The sequence below is a fragment of the Pseudoneobacillus rhizosphaerae genome (genome assembly GCF_917563885.1).
In the GTDB taxonomy this organism is placed as follows: domain Bacteria; phylum Bacillota; class Bacilli; order Bacillales; family Cytobacillaceae; genus Pseudoneobacillus; species Pseudoneobacillus rhizosphaerae.
Genome location: NZ_CAKJTG010000016.1, coordinates 1 through 21,241, shown reverse-complemented (window position 1 = coordinate 21,241; position 21,241 = coordinate 1). Strand labels below are relative to the sequence as shown.

Sequence of the window (21,241 nt, the reverse complement as noted above, 5' to 3'; positions counted from 1 at the left end):
TTGTTATAATTAAATATAATTAGCTATATCTAATTATAATTTAAGAAGGATGTGAAATGGTGAAAAAACCATATTTTCTATTTTTATCAATGATCATGTTCGTTCTTATCATGTCTGGCTGCTCAAAAAATGACCCAAGTACAAAGCCGGAAGATACGAAACAAGACTCTCTGAATGAAAAAGTGGAATTGACTGTTTCAGCAGCTGCGAGTTTGCAAGATTCCCTAAATGAAATAACAACGGCTTTTGAAGATGAAAATCCTAATGTAAAAATCAACTATAATTTTGGCGCTTCAGGATCCCTTCAACAGCAAATTTTTCAGGGGGCACCAGTTGATCTTTTCTTCTCTGCTGCTGAGGACAAATTTGATCAATTAGTGGAAGAAGGATTAATCGAAAAGGAAAATGAAATTGACCTTCTTGGAAATGAAATTGTGTTGGTAGTTCCGAAGGATTCCGATAAAGGTATAACCTCATTTGAAGATATTGGCAAAGCAGTGAAAATATCTATTGGCACACCTGAGTCCGTACCAGCAGGAAAGTATGCAAAGGAAACGCTAGAAAATTTAAATATCTGGAAATCCATTGAAGGAAAAATGGTATTTGCAAAGGATGTTCGCCAAGTTCTTACATATGTGGAAACAGGCAATGTAGATGCTGGAATTGTGTATAAAACCGATGCATTGGTTTCATCAAAAGTGAACATTGTAGCAACTGCCGAAGAAAATACTCATGCAGCTATCATTTATCCTGTTGGAATCATTAAAAGTAGTTCCCATATTAAAGAAGCCAAACTTTTCTACGAATATCTTCAAAATAAAGAATCCAAGAAGACTTTTGAAAAGTATGGATTTAAAGGATTGAATTAATTAACAATGACATTAGATTTTTGGTCACCAGTTAAACTCTCACTTGAGATAGCATCTGTATCCATTGTAATTGTAATCGTTTTGGGATTACTAATGGGAAAAGTTATGGCAAATAAGACATTCAAAGGGAAAGCCGTTATTGAAACGATTCTCCTTTTACCATTAGTACTGCCTCCTACTGTTGTGGGGTTTTTATTGATTGTTGTATTCGGTAGAAACAGTCCAATAGGAGAATTGATCGAGTGGATATTTAATCAGCCTATTATATTTACATGGTGGGCTGCTGTTATTGCTTCTACAATCGTAGCTTTTCCACTCATGTATCAATCTGCTAAAACAGGATTTGAATCCGTTGACATTGAGATTGAGAATGCTGCTCGTGTGGATGGCGCAAATGGAATTACATTATTTATGTTTGTTTCTATTCCCTTAGCACTTAAATCCATTATTTCCGGTGGGATCCTGAGTTTTGCAAGAGCATTAGGTGAATTTGGAGCCACACTAATGTTTGCTGGAAATATACCTGGGAAAACTCAAACCATTCCCACTGCAATCTATATAGCTATCGATTCAGGTAATATGGAAATGGCCTGGCTATGGGTAGTCTGTATGATTGGAATATCATTTTTAATGTTGCTATCTGTACACTCAATAAAGTCATGAAAAGTAAACACTAGGGGAATGATGTCACCGACAATAAAACAAAAGCCACAAAGACGATTCTTCTGGCTGGCTTTTACATATGCATTCCCCCCTGAAAATCCAGACGGCAAACAGATTCATTTAGATCAACATAGCTAAAAAAAGGCTCTTTATACAAGTTTGTATAAAGAGCCTTTTTTATTAACTTGCTTTAATATGGATCTGCTTCGTGTCCCATTTGTCTTGATTTATTGGTTGCTTCATCTGCATCTACTGTGCTTGTATGTGAAGTATCCGTTCTAGATTCCATTGCTTTCGCTAATCCATCCTTGACCTGTTTCCCATAATCCTTATCAGCGTTAGTAAAATACTCAATCATTTTATTCTGAATTTCAGCTCGGCAAACACTGAGCGCATCTACAAGATTGCTAATAAGCTCCTCTCTTTCCCAGTCCTCAAAGCTTCTGTAGGTATCACCAGCTTGTCCAAAATTATTGGGACGGTCAATTGTTTCACGAACTAATTTATCATTATAGTGTGGCTCATGGACTTTACCTATTTGTTCGGCTTCCTTTAAGCCGCCTGTAACGGAAGGCTCATAATTCACATGTGGATTTTGACCTGGGGCTGTATCCACATAAAAGGACATTTGCCCTCCTCGCTGATTCGTGGCAACACGTTTTTTAGGTGCATTAATAGGTAGCTGTAAATAGTTAGTGCCTACGCGATATCGCTGAGTATCGGAATAAGAAAAAGTCCTGCCTTGTAACATTTTATCATCTGAAAAATCTAAGCCATCTACTAATACCCCTGTTCCAAAAGCTGCCTGCTCCACTTCATTAAAGTAATTTTCTGGATTTTTGTTTAACACCATTTTGCCTACTTTTAGGAATGGAAATTGGTCTGTTGGCCATAGTTTTGTATCATCTAATGGATCAAAATCCAACTCAGGATGGTAATCGTCACTCATAATTTGAACGCAAAGCTCCCACTCAGGATAGTCACCGTTCTTAATTGCTTCATACAAGTCTTGGGTCGCATGGCTCACATTTTTTCCTTGTATCTCATGTGCTTCCTTTTGAGTAAGATTCTTGATACCTTGTTTCAACGGTTCCCAGTGATATTTGATTAAAACAGCCTCTCCATCTTTGTTAACCCATTTGTATGTATTAACACCTGACCCCTGCATTTGTCGGTAATTCGCTGGAATTCCCCAAGGAGAAAATAGAAAGGTAACCATATGTGTAGCTTCCGGTGTACGAGAGAGAAAATCAAACATTCTTTCCGGGTTACTTAGATTTGAAACTGGGTCAGGCTTAAACGCATGAATCATGTCTGAAAATTTCATCGCATCTCGGATAAAGAATATTTTCAAATTATTCCCGACAAGATCCCAATTTCCATCCTCCGTATAAAACTTTACCGCAAAACCTCTAGGATCACGTGCTGTTTCCGGTGATTCCATCCCGCCAGCCACCGTTGAAAAACGAACGAATAGCGGTGTGCGTTTTCCAGCTTCCTGAAAAAGCTTTGCTCTTGTGTATTTTGCTATCGGCTCATCCCCTACTTTGCCATAGGCTTCAAAATATCCGTGCGCTCCGGCACCACGTGCATGAACAACCCGTTCAGGAATTCTTTCTCTGTCAAAATGAGAAATTTTTTCGATAAAATCATAATTCTCAAGTGTTGATGGCCCACGATTACCTACAGTTCTAATATTTTGATTATCTGTTACAGGATGACCTTGACGGTTTGTTAACGAATCTGAACTTTCACCAGTACCCTGACTAGTAGTATCTGATTGATGATCTTTCAATTTCATTCCTCCATTACTCGAAATCATACTGTTTAATTATTTCCAATTGATTATGTTGTATGTATTGTTATGTAGAGGATAAACAGATAGAAACAAAAAAACACTCATGAATGTTGAATTATCAACATTTATGAGTGTTTAAATTGTTTATCCACTTTTTATCCTTAGGGGTCATTTTATTCAAATTAAATTTCCGCTTTTTACCTCATTTTTATTTGAATAAACTTCAAGAATTTTTTCAATATCATTTGTTTGCACTATTTCACTATCAATCTGTTTATTTACAGAATTACTGAAGAAAGATAATACTCCTTCTGTAACTAGAGGTTGTAAATTTGCATCTGTTATTAATTTTAAACTATCACTAACTTCTTTCATTCTTCTATTTTTGTGAATCATATGCGTTGTTATTAGAGCATTACTAAAAGTAGTGAAATCATTATTGTTCAATGTATTAGAAATACTATCCAATACTTCTTTATTAACGCCATAAGTTTTGGCTGTCATCATCGTTTCTAAAATTAATGCTTCTAAACCTTTCATGAATATACTTCTTAATAACTTAATACTTGATGATGCTCCGTTTGGAAGTTCAACTATCTGACAGTTAAAGCCAAGTTTTGTTAAATGTTGTTCTGTCTCGCTAGCGTGACTTCCTGATAATAATAGTGGAACTTTATATTTTTCAGTTGCAACAGTTCCCATAATAGCAGCATCAACATACAAGCCATTTTTGTCTTGTACCAATTTTTCGCTTATTTTTTTATCCTGAGGAGTACTTGTTGTAAAATCTATAAAGATTGCTTGACTATCTAACTCTTTGGAAAATTCCTTCGCAACATTGATTGATGCCGAACTATTCACTAATGACAAAACAATCTCGCATTTTTGAGAAAGTTTGTCTATATGATAAACAGGTTCTGCACCAATATTAAAAATCTTATCTTCAATTTCGGTTTGTTTTTTTTCAAGTAAAATATCATATACATATACTTTTACATTAGGATTATTTTTCAACAACCCCATTGCAAAAATTTGCCCTACTTCTCCAAAACCAATTATCCCAACATTTACTTTGATGGAAGATTCTACACCTTTTTCCATATCTTCACCACTTTGCTTAAGATCAAATTCTTATATCCTTAATACGAGATACAATTCAACAAATTTATTACATTTCCACATCTTCATTAACTAAACGCTTATTCTTTATTGAAGAAATAATACTTAATATGATTGCTATTATAGAAATAGCCAAAATGGTTCCAGAAATTGGTCGCAAGAAGAAACTTAAAAGATTGCCTTCAAAAATGGTTAATGATTGTATTAGGGTTTTCTCTAACAATTCACCTAATACGAATGCCAATATTATAGGTGCAAGTGGAATTTCAGCCTTTTTAAAGATGTAGCCAAGAATACCGAAAACCAACATGGCACCGACATCAAATAAACTATTATTTAAACTATAGGTACCTACAATGATGATCATGATAATAATAGGGAATAATAATCGATAAGGAATCATTGTGATTCTAGCCCAAAGATTGGCTAATGGTAAGTTTAATAATAATAAAATGGCATTACCAACTAACATACTAGCAATTACTGTCCATACAAATTGAGGCTCTTTCTCAAATAAAGTAGGTCCTGGAGTAAGTCCATGCATAATAAATGCCCCAAGTAATACAGCTACTGTAGGTGAACTAGGGATTCCCAAAGTAAATAAAGGAATTAATGCTCCACCACTGTAAGAGTTATTAGCTGTTTCTGGGCCTGCCACTCCTTCTAATGCCCCTTTACCAAATCGAGACGGATCCTTTGCGAGTTTTTTCTCCATTGTATAACTTAAAATAGTAGGGATAACGGAGTTTGTACCTGGAATTAAACCGATAAAAAATCCTAACATACTACCTCTACCAATTGATTTCATGGTTGGTTTCCATTCTGACCTTTTTGGAAATAGTCCGCTAACCTTTGGCGGTCTTTCTGCATTTGCTCCTAAACTTTTCTCTGCATTTATAAAAAGTTCCGATAATCCAAATAACCCCATTGCTACAGATACAAAGTCTATTCCACTCATTAAACTTGTTTGGCCAAACGCAAAACGAGTGACACCTGTATTTAAATCAATACCAACAAATGATAGAGATAATCCGAAAAGGGCTGCTACTATACCCGTTATTAGTGACTTGCCCATTAATCCAATTAACAAAGCCAGTCCCATAAAGACAAGTGCAAAATATTCTGGGGGGCCAAATTTCAAGGCCACTCTGGCTAAGGCAGGTCCTATAAGTACCAACCCTATAACTGAAACAATGCCTCCAATAAATGATCCAATTGCTGATATGCCTAATGCAACACCAGCCCGCCCTTGTTTGGCTAGAGGGTATCCATCAAAAGTTGTAATCAAGGAGGCTGCCTCACCAGGTGTATTGATAAGTACAGACGTTATGGTTCCACCGTACATTGCTCCATAATAAATACCTGCTAACATAATAATGGCTGGAATTGGATCTAAGGTAAATGTCAATGGTAAAAGTAGGGCTGTCCCCGCGGTTGGACCAAGCCCTGGCAAGACACCGATAAACATCCCGAAGCTAACTCCTATTAAGCAAAATAGTAGATTAGTCCAAGTTAAAGCTTCACCGAGACCTGAAAGTAAAAATTGAAGAGATTCCATAGCTGCCTCCTACCAACCATAATCATTTACAGGTAATGGGATTCCTAATAATTGACCAAATAAACCAAAAACAACTAGGGTTACAGTTGTTGCCAGTCCTAAGCTCCAATACCATTTATAACCACGGCTAAATAATAAAAATAAGGTAATGATACCGGTAATTACAAATCCTGCAAACTTTACTAAAGCCATAAAAAGAATTAGAGAAAGAAAAGTTACAAGTACATTTACGAATCCTTCCCCTTTTGGAAAAACATCTTTAATTAAAATGATATCTTTTTTGAAAGCCATTACTAAATAAAAGACTGAAAATAAAAGTAATAATCCACTCGTCCAAAGGGGTAGGAAACCAGGACCAGGTCCAAATTGACTTTTATATCGAAGTTGTAATGAGAGCCAAAAAACTACACCACTAAATACAAGAAAAAACAATGCCACATATACCCCAAGTTTTTTCAAAGCAAATTCCCCATCCTAATCTTTAATTAGAAGCCACAAGGATAGGAAACCCATCCTTGTGGCTTATTCAAATTACCACCCTAATAAATCGCTAATCTCTTTAATTCCATTTTCTTCTTCTTTTAAAGAGTTCATATAGTCTTCTGAGTTTAGATAGTTAACTTGTAAACCTGTTTCTTGTACTTTATCAATTTGTTCTTGATTGTTAATTGCTTTTTCGAAAGCATCTCTTAGGACTTTCATTTCCTTTTCGCCTACACCTTTAGGAGCTGCATATCCTCTAGCAGACCATGAAACAACTCCATCAAAACCTTGTTCAGCTAAAGTTGGGACATCAGGTAATAGTGGTGATCTTTCATTTGACATTACGCCAAGTATCTTTATTTCATTATCCTTATAAAGGGTCGTAACATCTCCAACGTTTGCAAATAAAACATCTACATGGCCACCTAACACTGCTGTGACACTTTCACCAGCACCACCATTGTGAACGGCATTAAATTTAGTGCCTAGTTTCTTATTTAATTTTAATGATGCAATATGGTCATCGCCTAGTGCACCAGTTGATGTAGTTGTTGCTGTATTTTCTTTTGCATATTTAATTAAATCTTCCATACTATTAAACCGGTCATCATCTTTTCTAACCGCAATTACACCAGGATCAGTAATATGGTTCGCAATTAGTTCGAAGTTTTCTAAATTCTGATCGCGTCCTGTTTCAGGATCCATATACCCAGTCATTAAATTTGGTGTATTAATAAGAGCAATGGTGTATCCATCGGTTTTGGAATTTAGTAATTCCTCCCAGCCGACCCAGCCTCCTGCACCAGGTTTATTTTCAACGACTACAGCTACACCTAATTCCTTCTCAACATACTGCATAAGTAAGCGTGCCCCAATATCTGAGCTACCTCCAGCTGAATAGGAAACAATAACTTTAATCGGCTTATCTGGGAATTTTGCGGATGATTCTTCTCCTGAACTTTTAGTATTATTTGAGCACCCAGCAACAAGTAATAACAAACCTAAAACTACAACAAAAAGCAATTTTACCCCATGAAACTTTTTAAACATACTTTCATCCCCTTTTTAATATTAATTTGAAAAAGTTTTATAAGATTTCCAACAAACACTAAAATTTTATTGAATTACTGTGTTTTTGGAAATTAATGCTTTATCAACCCATGTTCGGTCCCAGTCTAGATTCGCAATTTCCTTTTTAGTCTCCTCTTCTGATGCCAGTTTATTTCGAGAATGAATAAGGAGTTGTTCAGCATCTGCAGGATTTATGACAACGATGCCATCTTGATCACCTACTAGAATATCCCCGGGATTCACGACAGCTCCACCACAATTAATAGGAACATTTATTTCCCCAGGTCCATCTTTATAAGGTCCTCTAGGATTAACTCCTGCTGCATATATTGGAATATCCAAATGTCTTAAGGCATCTACATCTCGTACAGCACCATCAATAATTAATCCACCTAAGTTACGTTTTTGAGCATATAATGCCATCAATTCCCCAATTATAGCATTGGTTAAATCCCCTTGAGCATCTACTACTAAAATATCACCTGGTTCTGCTAAATCTAGTGCTTTATGAACTAACAAGTTATCCCCAGGACGGGTTCTAATCGTGAAAGCCGAACCTAATAATTTTTTATCGTTAAATGGTCTTATTCTAGCATCCATACAAAACATTCGGTTCATATTATCAGCAATTACTGGGACTGGCAGACCTTCGAATTGAGAAATTAAATCAGGAGATGGTCTGTTAATCTTTGTATAAATTCGCATTCCTATATTTGTCATTTTAAATCTCTCACCTTCATGAATTTATTATCTAGGCAACTGGTACATTGACAAGGTTATTGGGATCCACTCCATTTTCTACCTTTCTTATATTCTCAAATGCTATAGCTAGTACTTTTTCTAATGCATCTCTCGTCCCACCTGCAATATGTGGAGTAGCTAATACATTATCAAGCTCTAACAAAGGATTATCTGCATTGACTGGTTCGTGTGCCCAAGTATCAATTGCAGCTCCAAGTAAACGCTTACTTTTTAGGGCTTCTGCTAAAGCCAATTCATTTACAATCTTCCCTCTGGCCACGTTCACCAAAATAGAAGTAGGTTTCATTAAGCTCAATTCTCTTTTACTGATTAAATTTTCAGTAGATGGTAATAGAGGAATATGTAAACTTATAATATCTGCTTGTACCAATAACTCATCTAATGATTTGAATAAAAAACCTCTCTCAGTTTCTTCGGTAGTTGATAGCCTGTGAGCATCATAATATAAAATATTTGCACCAAAGTTCTGGGAAAGTTCTGCTACCTTTTTTCCAATATGACCCATACCAATAATTCCATGTATTTTTCCACTAATTTCATACATGGAAGAACGGTATTCAAACATTTTCCATTCTCCATTTTTTGTTAATCTATCAAGATAATGAAGTTTTCTATACAAACTAAGTATCATCCCAAAAGTCGCTTCAACAACACTTGTTGTGTTAATCCCCACCGTATTTGCTACTTTAATGTCGAATTGATCGGCTGCTAGTAAATCAATATTATCTACTCCACTACCTGTTTTCTGAATAAGCTTTACCTTTTTTGCCTGCTGTAACAATTCTCTTGTAATTGGATAGGAAGCTGTAATTAAATATTCGGCTTCTTCCAATGCATGTTTTTTTCCAATCTCGTCTAAGTCAGTCCAGTAGTTTATATACATATCCTCACTACTATACTTATCTAGAATTTCCCGCATTTCAATTGAAGCGTTTTCAAAATATATGATTTTAATAGACAAATGCTACACCTCCCAATCAATTTGAATATTATAAATTTTATATATTTTCTATATTAAATATTATATTTTGCTATGTAAAATGATTTATATTAATATTAAATATTATAAATATTGCTATTTAGTGGGAGGATTGTATGTCATTTCAATTTATTGATACATTTTTAACTGTCGCCCAATGTAAATCACTTAGTGCTGCAGCAAAGGAACTTCATTGTGCACAAACAACTGTCAGTCAACGAATTAAAAATATGGAGATGGAATTTGGATATCAACTAATAGAACGATCTAAAGGTAAAAAGGAATTAAATTTAACCCCTATGGGAGAAGAATTTTATAAATTGGCAGAAGAATGGAATCGTCTATCACATGAAGCTAAGCTAATACAAACTAGAGGAGAAAAACTAGCAATAACCATTGGTGCAGTCGATAGTATTAACAATTTCCTATTACCAAATGTAATTCAGAATTTAAACAACAACCAACTAAATTTACAATTAACCATTCATACACTGCATTCTGTTCATCTCTATTCAGAAGTTGAAAAGCGACAACTTGATATTGCTTTTTCACTACAAAATAGAGTCCATCAAAATGTACAAGTTGAAAATTATTTTGAATCACAAATGGTAGTGCTTATCTCTAACAAAAATGACAATTTTAAATCAGAAAAAATACATCCAAGAGAATTAGACCCAAATTATGAACTGTTTATGCCTTTTGGACTTGAATATCAATCATGGCATGCATATTGGTGGGACCCACTAGCGACTTCACGAGTAAGAATAGATTGTACTCCTCTGCTCATTACCCTATTGCAAAATCCAAGCCAGTGGGCAATCGTACCAAAACATATAGCCACTATGGCAATAAAAACAGGAAATTATAAGTTCTATGAACTTGTTGATAATCCTCCACCCTATACTGTTTATAAATTGACACATAAAAAAGCGACAACTCTTACCAAAAAATCGATTAATATATTTGACGAATATTTCCAACTTGAATATACTCAAAATAATTTGAGCTGATTTTAAGTTTCATTCTTAAACTCGACAAAATAAGCCTTTCACCAACTTTAGGTTTAACAACCTAAAGTTGGTGAAAGGCTTTAATGCTTGTTTAATTAATTTTTGGGGACAGGTCCCATCCCTTGTGACAATGAACCTGTCCCTCTGTCCCACCTCATGAACGTTGAATTAACAACATTTATGAGTTTTTTTAGAAAAAATAGATTTATAGAGACAAAATAGTTGAAATGAGCAGCAGTCCTGTTCCGCCGCCAAGTGAATAGACCATGACTTGAAAAGAAAAACGCTCCTTCCATTCAATCAGGTCGTCATTCGCAGCCATCTGTTTTTCAACCTCCAGCATAGCTGTCGACCTTTTCATCATGGAATCTTTCATTTTCGTAAATCCTGATAAAAACAGATCTAAAAATCCGCTTCTAGTTACATAAAGAACCGCACCTAAAAGTAATGTCATTAAACCCGTCAGAAAGATTCTATTAATTAGAATAGTAGATTGGAAGTTATAGAAACCAAAGGCGCTCACTATCCCAAAAACAATAATGACAACCAAAACGGACCAAAGATACTTTTTCAACGTTTATGTCTCCTTTTAAAGAAATTCCCTATTCCTTTGTTGCAAATCGGAAATCAGGGTTACTAAGTGGATCGAATCGAATGCCGTTTACGTTACTCTTTACTAATGAGTTTTGTGAAGAGAAGTAAATCGGAATGATTGGCATGTCTTGCATAAGCACCGCTTCAGCTTGATGCAATAGCTCATATCGCTTTTCTTCATCTTGTTCTATTAGGGATTGCTCTAATAGCTGATCAAATTCTGGGTTGATCCAATTCGTAAAGTTACTGGAGCTTTTGCTACTATACAGATTTAGTACTGGGTATGGATCAAGGAAGTCTCCGACCCAGCCCATTCTTGCGATTTGGAAATTCTTTTGTTTAAAGGTGTCAATATACGTTTTCCATTCTTGATTTTCTAATTCTACCGTTACGCCAAGGTTTTCTTTGAACATTTCTTGTAACGCTTCTGCAATTTTCTTATGGTTTCCTTCTGAATTATATTTTAAGGTTACGGCAGGTAGCTCAGACCAGCCTTCTTCCTTTAGTCCTTCCTCAAGTAGGCTCTGTGCTTCATTTTTATCAAATTTATAATATTCATCTGCATCATCTCTGAAATCATTTCCAGTTGGGGCTTGAACTCCGTATGCTACATAACCGTAGGCAGGCTTTTCTCCACCTTTTGAAATAAACTCTGTGATCGCATCTCGATCAATGGCTGATGCAAAGGCTCTTCTGACTTTTGCATTAGTAAATGGTTCTTCTTGTACGTTGAAAGAGTAAGTGTAAACACTGAACGACGGGTTATTTTGGTACTCCTCGTTGCTTTTTTCCTGCTCGATCGCATCTGCTTGAATCGCTTTGACTAAATCAAGCTCTCCAGATTTGTACATTTGGTATTCGGTTGTAGCATCTGCGACCATTTTGAAGGTTACTTTATCCATGGTGATGCTTTCGTTATTCCAATAAGACTTACTTTTTTCAAGAACTAGTTCATTATTGTGATCCCAACTTGCTAATGAGTATGCTCCATTTGTTACAACTGTTTCTACATCGGCAGCCCAGTCCTTATTTGCTTCCACTACTTTTTGGTTGACCGGCAGGAATCCTTGTCCTTGTAGTACCTTAGGGAAAAACTTAATTGGTGTTTTTAATTCTACTACTAGCGTTTGATCGTCCGTTGCTTGGATACCTACTTCATCGACACTACCTTTTCCAGTGTTATATTCTTCAGCACCTTTAATATAGTAAAAACTTGATGGGTCATAAGCAGCCGTTTCCGGATTTAACACACGTTTCCAAGCGAATTCAAAATCGTTAGCTGTTAAAGGATCATCATTTGACCATTTAGCACCATCACGAATTGTGAACGTGTACGTTTTTCCATCCTCAGAAACGTCTACTTTACTAGCCGCTCCTTCGACAATATTTCCTTCTTGATCATATATGTATAACCCTTCATACAGATTATCAATTACCCAAAAAGAGGTAGTATCTGATGCGAAGGCTGGATCGATCGTATAAGGCTCACCACCAAGATTGAGCGTTAACTCCTGTGCTACATTCTCTTTCGAATCTCCGCTACTTGTATTACCCGCTTCCTTACTGCTGCATCCTGCAATAATTAAAATTAATAGTGTAAAAATAATCAGTGAAACCTTTTTCATGTTTTGTTCCTCCTATTCTCTTTTTAAAATCGACTAGTTTAATAATGTTGCTTATTTTTTACATATGAAGGACATTTTGAATCGGGTGTTTGCCCAAACTGTCTTTCATCGACCTTATGAAGGACAGTTTGAACCGGATACTACTCCAAAATGTCTTTCATCGACCTTATGAAGGACAGTTTGAACCGGATTTCACTCCAAATTGTCTTTCATCGACCTTATGAAGGACAGTTTGAACCGGATTGTTGCCCAGAATGTCTTTCATCCATCTAGTAAACTCAAATTCTGGTTTCAAGACATGCTAGAAAGTAACATGCATAAATGAAACCTTAAAATAAATGACAAGCTACCCAGTGTTCCTCCTTTATTTCCTTCCACTTCGGCATCTCTTCTCCACATTTCTCGATTGCATTAGGACATCTCGTTCGAAATGGACACCCAGTTGGTGGATTTAATGGACTAGGTGGATCACCCGAAAGCATGATTCGTTCCCGTGTTCCCCGTAATTTCGGTTCCGTAACAGGAATCGCCGATAATAACGCATGTGTGTAAGGGTGAAGTGGATCTTGGAACAGGGTTTCACTAGTTGTGAGCTCTACCAATTTCCCCATATACATCACACCGATACGATCACTGATGTGTTTGACCATGGCTAAATCGTGGGCAATGAATAAATAGGTGAGCTCTTGTTCCTTTTGCAAGTCCTCGAGAAGATTAATCACCTGTGCCTGAATCGAAACATCTAGTGCTGAAATGGGCTCATCGGCTACGATAAAGGATGGATTAACTGCCAATGCCCTTGCGATTCCGATTCTTTGTCGTTGTCCACCACTGAATTCATGAGGAAATCGCTTCGCATGATCCGCATGTAAACCAACTTTTTCAAGCAGTTCAATGACTCTCTCTTTTCTCTCTTTTCCTCTAAGAAGCTTATAAGCATCAATCCCTTCAGCAATAATGTCGCCAACCTTCATTCTGGGGTTTAGAGAGGCTGTGGGGTCCTGAAAAATCATTTGCATTTGCCTGCTCAGCTCTTTTTTCTCTTTCCCGTTAAGGTTTGAAGTATTTTCGCCGTTAAAAAGTACATTCCCAGAGGTCGTTTCATAAAGACCGACAATCGTTCGCCCAAGTGTTGACTTCCCACTGCCACTCTCACCGACTAACCCGAGCGTTTCTCCTTTTCGAATCGCAAACGAAATTCCATCGACCGATTTAACGGTTTTTCTTGCGCCCATTTTAAAATGCTTTTTGACTTCCTGAACCTCTAACACATATTCTGACAATCTTACTCCCTCCCCGCTGCAATCAATTCTTCATTTTTCGGTGCTCTGGGATCATTTAGCCAGCAGCGAGCCTGATGATTTTCTGAGAACACTTCTTTTCCAGGCATATGTTCAAGACAAACTTCCATCGTAAAAGGACAACGCTCCGCAAAAGGGCATCCTTTAGGAGGGGCAAACAGGTCCGGAGGAGAGCCTTCAATCGGAATCAATCTTTCCTTTTCGCTACTCTCAAGCTTTGGCACCGAATTTAATAATCCCCATGTATACGGATGCTTCGGGTTTTCAAATATTTCTTCTACCCTGCCACTCTCAACGACCACACCTGCATACATAATAGCTACTCGGTCCGCAACCTCCGCAACGACGCCCAAATCATGGGTGATGAGCATAATCGAAGTGTTTCTTTCTTTCTGTAGTTTTTTTAATAACTCTAAAATCTGTGCCTGGATTGTCACGTCCAATGCCGTCGTAGGCTCATCGGCAATGATCAATTCAGGATTACAGGCTAACGCAATCGCAATCACAACTCTTTGCCTCATGCCACCACTAAACTCATGCGGATACTGGGAATATCGGCTAGAAGCATCCGAAATTCCAACAAGTTTTAGCAGCTCAATCGTTTTTTGTTTCGCTTCTTTCTTTGACAGTTTTTGATTTTTCACAAGGACTTCATCAATTTGACTGCCTACTTTCATCGTTGGATTAAGCGACGTCATCGGATCCTGGAACACCATTCCAATCTCTGAACCACGGACGCTTCTAAATTGCTTCTTGTTGAACTTTGTTAAGTCCTGACCTTTAAAAAGAATCCTTCCCTCTTTCACTCGTCCTTGTGGGGAAGGAATCATGCCCATGATTGCCTGTGCCGTGACACTCTTGCCACATCCACTTTCCCCAACAACAGCAAGTGTTTCCCCACTATTAACATGAAACGAGACACCTCTTAAGGCCTGGATTTCACCGCTTGATACATGGAAAGATACCTTTAAATCATCAACTTCCAATAAATGACTCACTCAACAAACCTCCTTTCTTATTTGGATTTAGGGTCAAGTGCATCCTGCAAACCATCTCCAAATGCATTAAACGCAAACATCGTTAGTGAGATCATCAGCCCAGGAAAAAATAATCTCCACCACTGACCACTAAGAATAACTCCTAGTGAATCATTGGCCATCGTTCCCCAACTGGCTGTAGGCGCTTGAACACCTAATCCAAGAAAGCTCAGGAACGATTCTGCGAAAATCGCTGACGGTATCGTAAACGTTAAATTAACTATGATAATTCCCATCATATTTGGCAGTAAGTGCCTGATAATTATTTTTGCATGAGAGGTACCGAGCTTTTCAGCGGCTAAGACAAATTCCTGTTGTTTTAATTGAAGGATTTGACCACGGACAATTCTGGCCATCCCAACCCACCCGGTAATTGATAGGGCAATAATCATCGTTGTAATCCCAGGTTTCATCATGACCATTAATAAAATGACAACGAGTAAATAAGGAATTCCAAACAAGACTTCAACAATCCTCATTAATAAATTATCAATTCGGTCTCCTGTCTTCCCTCGACCTGCCATGTATCCGGAAACGCCACCTACAAAAACACCGATGATTAAATCGATAATCGCAGCGGCAAAGCCAATAACTAAAGAAATTCTAGCCCCAGCCCATGTTCTAGCCCAAACATCTCTTCCAAGATCATCTGTTCCAAACCAATGCTCACTGGAAAGAGGTAAATTTCCTTGTGTTAAATTCTGTTTGCTTGGGGTATGTGAAACCATATGCGGTCCGAAAATCGATAACAGAATAATAACCACTAACAGAACAAAACCGAATACAGCCATTTTGTTTTTGACTACCTTCCTAATGACTTCCTTTCCATAGCTCTCATAAGGCCTTGCGATTTTATCACTATGTAAGCTTTCCTTATCCGCTGGGCGAAAAAGATGATCAATGTTAATTTGTGGTTGGCTCATTAGGAATCACCTCCGCTAGCGATTTTTATTCGTGGATCGATAACTCGATACAGTAAATCAATAAAAAATAAAGTAATAATCAAAATAGCACTATAGAAAATCGTGGTACCAAGAATAACTGGATAATCTCGATTAAAAATACTATCAACAAAATACTTTCCAATTCCAGGTATCGCAAAAATTTTCTCAATCACAAACGTTCCCGTAATAACGGCGGCAAACAAAGGACCAATGAAGGAAATCACCGGAATTAAGGCATTTCTCAAGCCATGCTTGATAACGATTTCCCATGTATGGAGTCCTTTTGCCTCAGCTGTTTTAATAAAATTTTGATTGAGAATTTCAATCATGCTTGCACGGACAAACCGCGTAATAATGGCGATGGGACTGACAGCCAAAGCGATGGTTGGCAATATCGAGTGGCTCCAAGTTCCCCATGCAGCTACAGGTAACAATCCCCATTCAACAGCAAAGTACTTGATTAACAGGGGGGCCAGTATAAAGCTTGGAACAGATATTCCGATGATGGCAATAAACATCGAAACGTAATCCAATAGTCGGTTATGATTTAAGGCTGCGATAACCCCTAACCCGATCCCCACTACAATCGCAATCAAAAGAGATTGAATTCCCAATAATGCAGAGAGACCAAAACCATCCGCAATGAGACTGTTGACATCTCTAGATTTTGATTGAATCGAAGGACCAAGATCTAATTGTACGAGATCCTTTAAATAGAGAAAATATTGAGTCGGTAAAGGTTTATCCAGATTATATTTTTCTCGCATATTCTGGACAATTTCCTCCGGCAAAGATTTTGCGTCGGTCGCAAATGGATCTCCCGGAATCATATGCATGATCACAAAAGTTAGGGTGACAATGATCCATAAAGTGACAAACATCGTGAACAGTCGCTTGATAAGGTATGACATAATACGGGTTCTTCCTCCTTTTCTAAAAATGAATATATAAAACAAATTAAAATAACTATTTACATATAGATTTACTAAGTTTTATTTCAAAGCAACACTATGCGGACTCAAAGTTCGACCGTCATAAAATAAGAAAAACCTCACAACCATAGATAAGTTGAGAGGTTTAACATAAAAACTCTAACTTATCTCTCGGGAATAGCTTCCCGTGGAATTGGCACAGTGTTCATTAGAACCTGCTGCCGAGGTTTCATAGGGCCATATCCCTCCACCTCTCTGGATAAGAAAACATTATGAAGTTATTCTAATAAAATTTCGAACTAGTAAATAGTCAAATGTACCTATTTCGATTTACCATATTTTTGTTAAAATAAAAAATCCTCTTCATAGAAAGAAGAGGATTGATATCACGAAATCAGCTCTTCTCATCTACCAGACAAATTTATGTCTGAAGGAATTGGCACAGTATTCATCAGAACCTGTTGCCGAGGTTTCGTAGGGCCATGTCCCTCCACCTCTCTGGATAAGAAAGTAAATATGAAATTTTTAGAAGTTAACTATTTGTCTAGCTAAGGATAACGCATAGTAAGATTTTCGTCAACCGAAATATATTAAAATATTTATTTATAAATTTCTAATTTCAATTGAATGATCTATTGCTGCACAACGATTGTATCACCGGAACAAATTTATCAACCTCACCTAACCAAATTTATTAAGATATTTAAGTTTAATACACTTTATTTCGTCAAAAATAAAACTATCTCATATAAAGGAGCAATAAACATGCAAACAATCGCAGGGAAAGTCGCGTTAATTACAGGAGCAGGGCGTGGAATAGGACGTGCAACGGCAATAGCTTTTGCGCAAGAAGGAATTCACGTAGGTCTTGTTGGACGTACTCTTGAAAATTTACAACAAGTAGCAGAGCAACTTAAACAGTATGGTGTGAAGGTAGCAATCGCTGCGGCAAATGTAGCGGATCTAGACTCAATTACCGCAGCAGTTGAATCAATTCGTGACGAGCTTGGGGCAATCGATATTTTAGTAAACAATGCTGGCATCTCAAAATTCGGTAACTTCATGGACTTAACACCTGAAGAATGGACCAATATTATCGATGTCAACGTAAAAGGAGTGTACTACACAACACGTGCGGTATTACCGGAAATGATAGAACGAAACACAGGCGATATCATTAATATCTCATCAACAGCTGGCCAAAAAGGTGCACCCATTACAAGTGCATACACGGCTTCAAAAGCTGCAGTTATCGGACTAAGTGAGTCATTAATGCTTGAAGTGCGTAAGAAAAATATTCGCGTTACAACATTAACACCAAGTACGGTCGCAACGGATATGGCCGTTAAACTTAACTTAACTGACGGCAATCCAGAAAGAGTAATGCAAGCGGAAGATTTAGCAGACTTAATGGTAGCACAGCTTAAACTTCATCCACGTGTTGTATTAAAACATGCTGGACTTTGGTCGACAAACCCTTAATAGTACTATTTGAACTATCTATGCGCTAACCGATGTATTTTGGATGGATGAGAGTGGTGAGTGGCATGACTCGGGTTATGATACTGTATCTGCCCTTTGTCCCTCTCGTACAGTGTTTAAAAGAGCTGAAGGAGAGTAATAAACGAATAGAGGTTAATCGTTACCGTTAACAACCAAAAAGCGGGAAAACGGGAACGAATAGTGGCTAATCGTTACCATCAACAATCAACAAGCGGGAAAACGGGAACGAATAGTGGCTAATCGTTACCATTAACAATCAACAAGTGGGAAAACGGGAACGAATAGTGGCTAATCGTTACCGTTAACAATCAACAAGCGGGAAAACGGGAACGAATAGTGGCTAATCGTTACCATTAACAGCACAACCACAAGAAAACGGTAACTATTAGAAACTAATAGTTACCATTAATCGCTCAACAATAAGAAAACGGTAACCATTAGGGGCTAATAGTTACCATTATCAGCAAAACAGTAAGAAAACGGTAACCATTAGGGGCTAATAGTTACCATTAACAGCACAACAATAAAAAAACGGTAACTATTAGCGGCTAATAGTTACCATTAACAGCAAAACAATAAAAAAACGGTAACTATTAGCGGCTAATAGTTACCATTATCAGCAAAACAGTAAGAAAACGGTAACCATTAGTTTGCAGTCTTTTTCATTTGATCCAATACCAACAATGTTATTTAAACAGAGCCACAAACAAAAAAAAAATCGCTTATAATAAGCGATTTTTTCGTTTGGTTATACCGGTGGTCGGGGTCGAACCGACACTCCAGAGGAACACGATTTTGAGTCGTGCGCGTCTGCCAATTCCGCCACACCCGCGCAATAATATAGTAATCTAGGTAATGCCGAGGACCGGAATCGAACCGGTACGGTAGTCACCTACCGCAGGATTTTAAGTCCTGTGCGTCTGCCAGTTCCGCCACCCCGGCAAAATAAAACTTTGCCAATATTCTACTGTATAAAAAAATTGGAGGCGACAACCGGATTTGAACCGGTGGTAAAGGTTTTGCAGACCTCTGCCTTACCACTTGGCTATGCCGCCTTATTATATGGAGCGGAAGACGGGATTCGAACCCGCGACCCCCACCTTGGCAAGGTGGTGTTCTACCACTGAACTACTTCCGCGAAAGTGGCTGGGCTAGCTGGATTTGAACCAACGCATGTCGCAGTCAAAGTGCGATGCCTTACCGCTTGGCTATAGCCCAATTATAGGATTTAGATTAAAAAAACGGATAAAGATATGGGGCGATCGAGGGGTATCGAACCCCCGAATGTCGGAACCACAATCCGATGCGTTAACCACTTCGCCACGACCGCCATAGCATTATAAAATTACAATTCGGCAGGTTTTAGAAAAATTAACTTCACGCATGAATAAGTAAACATTCGTTGTATTCATATTATATAATTTTCAATAAAAATGGGGCGACCGAGGGGTATCGAACCCCCGAATGTCGGAACCACAATCCGATGCGTTAACCACTTCGCCACGACCGCCATATTATTATTTAATTTTAATTGGCAGGGGTAGTAGGAATTGAACCCACACCAAAGGTTTTGGAGACCTTCGTTCTACCTTTAAACTATACCCCTATAAGGAATGTTATTTTCACTATCGTGAAAAAATTTGGTATTTTTCAAAGTGCGAAAAATACTTGGTGGAGGGGGACGGATTCGAACCGCCGAACCCAAGGGAACGGATTTACAGTCCGTCGCGTTTAGCCACTTCGCTACCCCTCCAGATAAAAAACAGTGCCGGCGATAGGAGTCGAACCCACGACCTACTGATTACAAGTCAGTTGCTCTACCAACTGAGCTACACCGGCATTAAGTATGACTTTTTTTCGCTAATACGAAATAATCAAGGTGGCTCAGGACGGAATCGAACCGCCGACACAAGGATTTTCAGTCCTTTGCTCTACCGACTGAGCTACTGAGCCATAATTAAATTGTACAGAAAAAAATGGCGGTCCGGACGGGACTCGAACCCGCGACCTCCTGCGTGACAGGCAGGCATTCTAACCAACTGAACTACCGGACCATATTATTTAAAGTTAATATAAATTGGTTGCGGGGGCAGGATTTGAACCTGCGACCTTCGGGTTATGAGCCCGACGAGCTACCGGGCTGCTCCACCCCGCGACGATAATAATGAGCAATTAAGGAAAGATATTTTCACTCTCGTGAAAAATCATTGGTATTTTTCAAGAGCGAAAAATACTTGGTGGAGGATGACGGGATCGAACCGCCGACCCTCTGCTTGTAAGGCAGATGCTCTCCCAGCTGAGCTAATCCTCCATATAATATTCAAAATAGATTAAATGGTGACCCCTACGGGATTCGAACCCGTGTTACCTCCGTGAAAGGGAGGTGTCTTAACCACTTGACCAAGGGGCCATTTAATAAGGTATTATGGCGGAGAGCAAGGGATTTGAACCCTTGAGACAGGGTTACCCGCCTACACGATTTCCAATCGTGCTCCTTCGGCCACTCGGACAGCTCTCCAAAAATATGGCTCCGCAGGTAGGACTCGAACCTACGACCGTTCGGTTAACAGCCGAATGCTCTACCACTGAGCTACTGCGGAACGATATTACGCCTGGCGACGTCCTACTCTCACAGGAGGAATCCTCCAACTACCATCGGCGCTGAGAAGCTTAACTTCCGTGTTCGGTATGGGAACGGGTGTGACCTTCTCGCAATCGCCACCAGACTATTTTTCGTGACACTATTTTATTATAGTGTTTTTTTGAAAAATTTCAAGAGAAAATTTCAACGAAAGTAATTTTACTTTCGTAAAAAACCTTGTTCCCTCAAAACTAGATAATGTAATAGAAGAAGAAGTAAAATCATATCGCTAATCAAATTTGGTTAAGTCCTCGAACGATTAGTATCAGTCAGCTCCACACGTCACCGCGCTTCCACCTCTGACCTATCAACCTGATCATCTTTCAGGGTTCTTACTAGCTTACGCTATGGG

At 38.1% G+C, this 21,241-nt stretch carries 17 protein-coding genes, 17 tRNA genes, 2 rRNA genes and 2 riboswitches; of the genes, 4 read left to right on the top strand and 32 right to left on the bottom strand.

Features of this window, described 5'->3' with window-relative positions; translation table 11 throughout:
* The first annotated feature begins 59 nt into the window (after positions 1–59).
* Entirely contained in the window at positions 60–869 is an 810-nt protein-coding gene (gene modA / locus LRP83_RS14235; protein WP_230497411.1) for a molybdate ABC transporter substrate-binding protein, read from the top strand.
* Positions 870–875: 6 nt separating this feature from the next.
* Positions 876–1,532 carry a molybdate ABC transporter permease subunit gene (gene modB, locus LRP83_RS14230; RefSeq protein WP_230497346.1) on the top strand — a complete coding sequence of 219 codons (657 nt, stop codon included), beginning with the start codon at positions 876–878 and terminating at the stop codon, positions 1,530–1,532.
* Between the two features lie 190 nt (positions 1,533–1,722).
* Here modB and LRP83_RS14225 read toward each other — a convergent pair whose 3' ends face one another.
* The 7 genes from LRP83_RS14225 to LRP83_RS14195 all read right to left on the bottom strand — a co-directional run bounded on the left by LRP83_RS14225 (position 1,723) and on the right by LRP83_RS14195 (position 9,284).
* Positions 1,723–3,333 carry a catalase gene (locus LRP83_RS14225; RefSeq protein WP_230497345.1) on the bottom strand — a complete coding sequence of 537 codons (1,611 nt, stop codon included), beginning with the start codon at positions 3,331–3,333 and terminating at the stop codon, positions 1,723–1,725.
* A 174-nt stretch (positions 3,334–3,507) separates the two neighbouring features.
* The gene (locus LRP83_RS14220; protein WP_230497344.1) at positions 3,508–4,431 is read right to left on the bottom strand and encodes an NAD(P)-binding domain-containing protein; all 924 of its coding nucleotides are present in this window, start codon (positions 4,429–4,431) and stop codon (positions 3,508–3,510) included.
* 67 nt (positions 4,432–4,498) lie between these two features.
* The gene (locus LRP83_RS14215; RefSeq protein ID WP_230497343.1) at positions 4,499–6,007 is read right to left on the bottom strand and encodes a tripartite tricarboxylate transporter permease; all 1,509 of its coding nucleotides are present in this window, start codon (positions 6,005–6,007) and stop codon (positions 4,499–4,501) included.
* A gap of 9 nt (positions 6,008–6,016) precedes the next feature.
* Positions 6,017–6,466: a tripartite tricarboxylate transporter TctB family protein gene (locus tag LRP83_RS14210; protein ID WP_230497342.1), complete on the bottom strand. Its 450-nt coding sequence runs from the start codon at positions 6,464–6,466 to the stop codon at positions 6,017–6,019.
* Positions 6,467–6,538: 72 nt separating this feature from the next.
* Positions 6,539–7,540 (bottom strand): tripartite tricarboxylate transporter substrate binding protein, encoded by a 1,002-nt coding sequence (locus tag LRP83_RS14205; RefSeq protein WP_230497341.1) that lies wholly within the window; start codon positions 7,538–7,540, stop codon positions 6,539–6,541.
* 66 nt (positions 7,541–7,606) lie between these two features.
* Entirely contained in the window at positions 7,607–8,281 is a 675-nt protein-coding gene (locus LRP83_RS14200; RefSeq protein WP_230497340.1) for an RraA family protein, read from the bottom strand.
* 31 nt (positions 8,282–8,312) lie between these two features.
* Positions 8,313–9,284, bottom strand: a complete 972-nt coding sequence (locus LRP83_RS14195; RefSeq protein WP_230497339.1) for a 2-hydroxyacid dehydrogenase — start codon at positions 9,282–9,284, stop codon at positions 8,313–8,315.
* A gap of 134 nt (positions 9,285–9,418) precedes the next feature.
* Between LRP83_RS14195 and LRP83_RS14190 the strand changes: the two genes are divergently transcribed.
* Positions 9,419–10,312 carry a LysR family transcriptional regulator gene (locus tag LRP83_RS14190; protein ID WP_230497338.1) on the top strand — a complete coding sequence of 298 codons (894 nt, stop codon included), beginning with the start codon at positions 9,419–9,421 and terminating at the stop codon, positions 10,310–10,312.
* Between the two features lie 205 nt (positions 10,313–10,517).
* Here the strand turns inward: LRP83_RS14190 and LRP83_RS14185 are convergent, their stop codons facing one another.
* From LRP83_RS14185 to LRP83_RS14160, 6 genes are all read right to left on the bottom strand, one after another.
* On the bottom strand, positions 10,518–10,886 hold the full coding sequence (locus tag LRP83_RS14185; RefSeq protein ID WP_230497337.1) for a DUF3899 domain-containing protein: 369 nt from the start codon (positions 10,884–10,886) through the stop codon (positions 10,518–10,520).
* A gap of 28 nt (positions 10,887–10,914) precedes the next feature.
* Entirely contained in the window at positions 10,915–12,531 is a 1,617-nt protein-coding gene (locus LRP83_RS14180) for a peptide ABC transporter substrate-binding protein (RefSeq protein WP_230497336.1), read from the bottom strand.
* A gap of 329 nt (positions 12,532–12,860) precedes the next feature.
* Entirely contained in the window at positions 12,861–13,814 is a 954-nt protein-coding gene (locus LRP83_RS14175) for an ABC transporter ATP-binding protein (RefSeq protein WP_230497335.1), read from the bottom strand.
* Positions 13,815–13,816: 2 nt separating this feature from the next.
* Positions 13,817–14,830, bottom strand: a complete 1,014-nt coding sequence (locus LRP83_RS14170) for an ABC transporter ATP-binding protein (protein WP_230497334.1) — start codon at positions 14,828–14,830, stop codon at positions 13,817–13,819.
* Between the two features lie 17 nt (positions 14,831–14,847).
* Entirely contained in the window at positions 14,848–15,792 is a 945-nt protein-coding gene (locus tag LRP83_RS14165) for an ABC transporter permease (RefSeq protein WP_230497333.1), read from the bottom strand.
* Positions 15,792–16,724: an ABC transporter permease gene (locus LRP83_RS14160; RefSeq protein ID WP_290369558.1), complete on the bottom strand. Its 933-nt coding sequence runs from the start codon at positions 16,722–16,724 to the stop codon at positions 15,792–15,794. Before LRP83_RS14160 ends, LRP83_RS14165 begins: the two co-directional genes overlap by 1 nt.
* Before the next feature lie 182 nt (positions 16,725–16,906).
* Positions 16,907–17,011, bottom strand: a riboswitch (SAM riboswitch).
* A gap of 135 nt (positions 17,012–17,146) precedes the next feature.
* Positions 17,147–17,254, bottom strand: a riboswitch (SAM riboswitch).
* A gap of 256 nt (positions 17,255–17,510) precedes the next feature.
* Between LRP83_RS14160 and LRP83_RS14155 the strand changes: the two genes are divergently transcribed.
* Complete coding sequence (locus LRP83_RS14155; protein WP_230497332.1) at positions 17,511–18,227, top strand: 3-ketoacyl-ACP reductase; 717 nt, start codon at positions 17,511–17,513, stop codon at positions 18,225–18,227.
* A gap of 772 nt (positions 18,228–18,999) precedes the next feature.
* Here LRP83_RS14155 and LRP83_RS14150 read toward each other — a convergent pair.
* The 19 genes from LRP83_RS14150 to LRP83_RS14060 form a co-directional block, all read right to left on the bottom strand.
* Positions 19,000–19,080 (bottom strand) — tRNA-Leu (locus tag LRP83_RS14150).
* Between the two features lie 24 nt (positions 19,081–19,104).
* Positions 19,105–19,190 (bottom strand) — tRNA-Leu (locus LRP83_RS14145).
* Between the two features lie 39 nt (positions 19,191–19,229).
* Positions 19,230–19,303 (bottom strand) — tRNA-Cys (locus LRP83_RS14140).
* A gap of 8 nt (positions 19,304–19,311) precedes the next feature.
* Positions 19,312–19,386, bottom strand: a tRNA-Gly gene (locus LRP83_RS14135).
* A 5-nt stretch (positions 19,387–19,391) separates the two neighbouring features.
* Positions 19,392–19,466: transfer RNA gene (locus LRP83_RS14130), tRNA-Gln, on the bottom strand.
* A gap of 36 nt (positions 19,467–19,502) precedes the next feature.
* A tRNA-His gene (locus LRP83_RS14125) sits at positions 19,503–19,578 on the bottom strand.
* A gap of 104 nt (positions 19,579–19,682) precedes the next feature.
* A tRNA-His gene (locus LRP83_RS14120) sits at positions 19,683–19,758 on the bottom strand.
* A 22-nt stretch (positions 19,759–19,780) separates the two neighbouring features.
* Positions 19,781–19,854: transfer RNA gene (locus LRP83_RS14115), tRNA-Trp, on the bottom strand.
* A gap of 63 nt (positions 19,855–19,917) precedes the next feature.
* Positions 19,918–20,001 (bottom strand) — tRNA-Tyr (locus LRP83_RS14110).
* A gap of 13 nt (positions 20,002–20,014) precedes the next feature.
* Positions 20,015–20,087: transfer RNA gene (locus LRP83_RS14105), tRNA-Thr, on the bottom strand.
* A gap of 41 nt (positions 20,088–20,128) precedes the next feature.
* Positions 20,129–20,201, bottom strand: a tRNA-Phe gene (locus LRP83_RS14100).
* Positions 20,202–20,225: 24 nt separating this feature from the next.
* Positions 20,226–20,302, bottom strand: a tRNA-Asp gene (locus LRP83_RS14095).
* Positions 20,303–20,326: 24 nt separating this feature from the next.
* Positions 20,327–20,403, bottom strand: a tRNA-Met gene (locus tag LRP83_RS14090).
* An 80-nt stretch (positions 20,404–20,483) separates the two neighbouring features.
* A tRNA-Val gene (locus LRP83_RS14085) sits at positions 20,484–20,559 on the bottom strand.
* Between the two features lie 24 nt (positions 20,560–20,583).
* Positions 20,584–20,658: transfer RNA gene (locus LRP83_RS14080), tRNA-Glu, on the bottom strand.
* Positions 20,659–20,674: 16 nt separating this feature from the next.
* Positions 20,675–20,766: transfer RNA gene (locus LRP83_RS14075), tRNA-Ser, on the bottom strand.
* 7 nt (positions 20,767–20,773) lie between these two features.
* A tRNA-Asn gene (locus tag LRP83_RS14070) sits at positions 20,774–20,848 on the bottom strand.
* A 10-nt stretch (positions 20,849–20,858) separates the two neighbouring features.
* Positions 20,859–20,974 (bottom strand): 5S ribosomal RNA (gene rrf / locus LRP83_RS14065).
* A gap of 154 nt (positions 20,975–21,128) precedes the next feature.
* Positions 21,129–21,241: ribosomal RNA gene (locus LRP83_RS14060) — 23S ribosomal RNA — on the bottom strand; the annotation flags it as partial.

Excerpts from the sequence above, each read along its gene's own strand:
- modB (WP_230497346.1), top strand. The coding sequence starts at position 876 with ATGACATTAGATTTTTGGTCACCAGTTAAACTCTCACTTGAGATAGCA.
- LRP83_RS14225 (WP_230497345.1), bottom strand. The coding sequence starts at position 3,333 with ATGAAATTGAAAGATCATCAATCAGATACTACTAGTCAGGGTACTGGT.
- LRP83_RS14220 (WP_230497344.1), bottom strand. The coding sequence starts at position 4,431 with ATGGAAAAAGGTGTAGAATCTTCCATCAAAGTAAATGTTGGGATAATT.
- LRP83_RS14215 (WP_230497343.1), bottom strand. The coding sequence starts at position 6,007 with ATGGAATCTCTTCAATTTTTACTTTCAGGTCTCGGTGAAGCTTTAACT.
- LRP83_RS14205 (WP_230497341.1), bottom strand. The coding sequence starts at position 7,540 with ATGTTTAAAAAGTTTCATGGGGTAAAATTGCTTTTTGTTGTAGTTTTA.
- LRP83_RS14200 (WP_230497340.1), bottom strand. The coding sequence starts at position 8,281 with ATGACAAATATAGGAATGCGAATTTATACAAAGATTAACAGACCATCT.
- LRP83_RS14190 (WP_230497338.1), top strand. The coding sequence starts at position 9,419 with ATGTCATTTCAATTTATTGATACATTTTTAACTGTCGCCCAATGTAAA.
- LRP83_RS14180 (WP_230497336.1), bottom strand. The coding sequence starts at position 12,531 with ATGAAAAAGGTTTCACTGATTATTTTTACACTATTAATTTTAATTATT.
- LRP83_RS14165 (WP_230497333.1), bottom strand. The coding sequence starts at position 15,792 with ATGAGCCAACCACAAATTAACATTGATCATCTTTTTCGCCCAGCGGAT.
- LRP83_RS14160 (WP_290369558.1), bottom strand. The coding sequence starts at position 16,724 with ATGTCATACCTTATCAAGCGACTGTTCACGATGTTTGTCACTTTATGG.
- LRP83_RS14155 (WP_230497332.1), top strand. The coding sequence starts at position 17,511 with ATGCAAACAATCGCAGGGAAAGTCGCGTTAATTACAGGAGCAGGGCGT.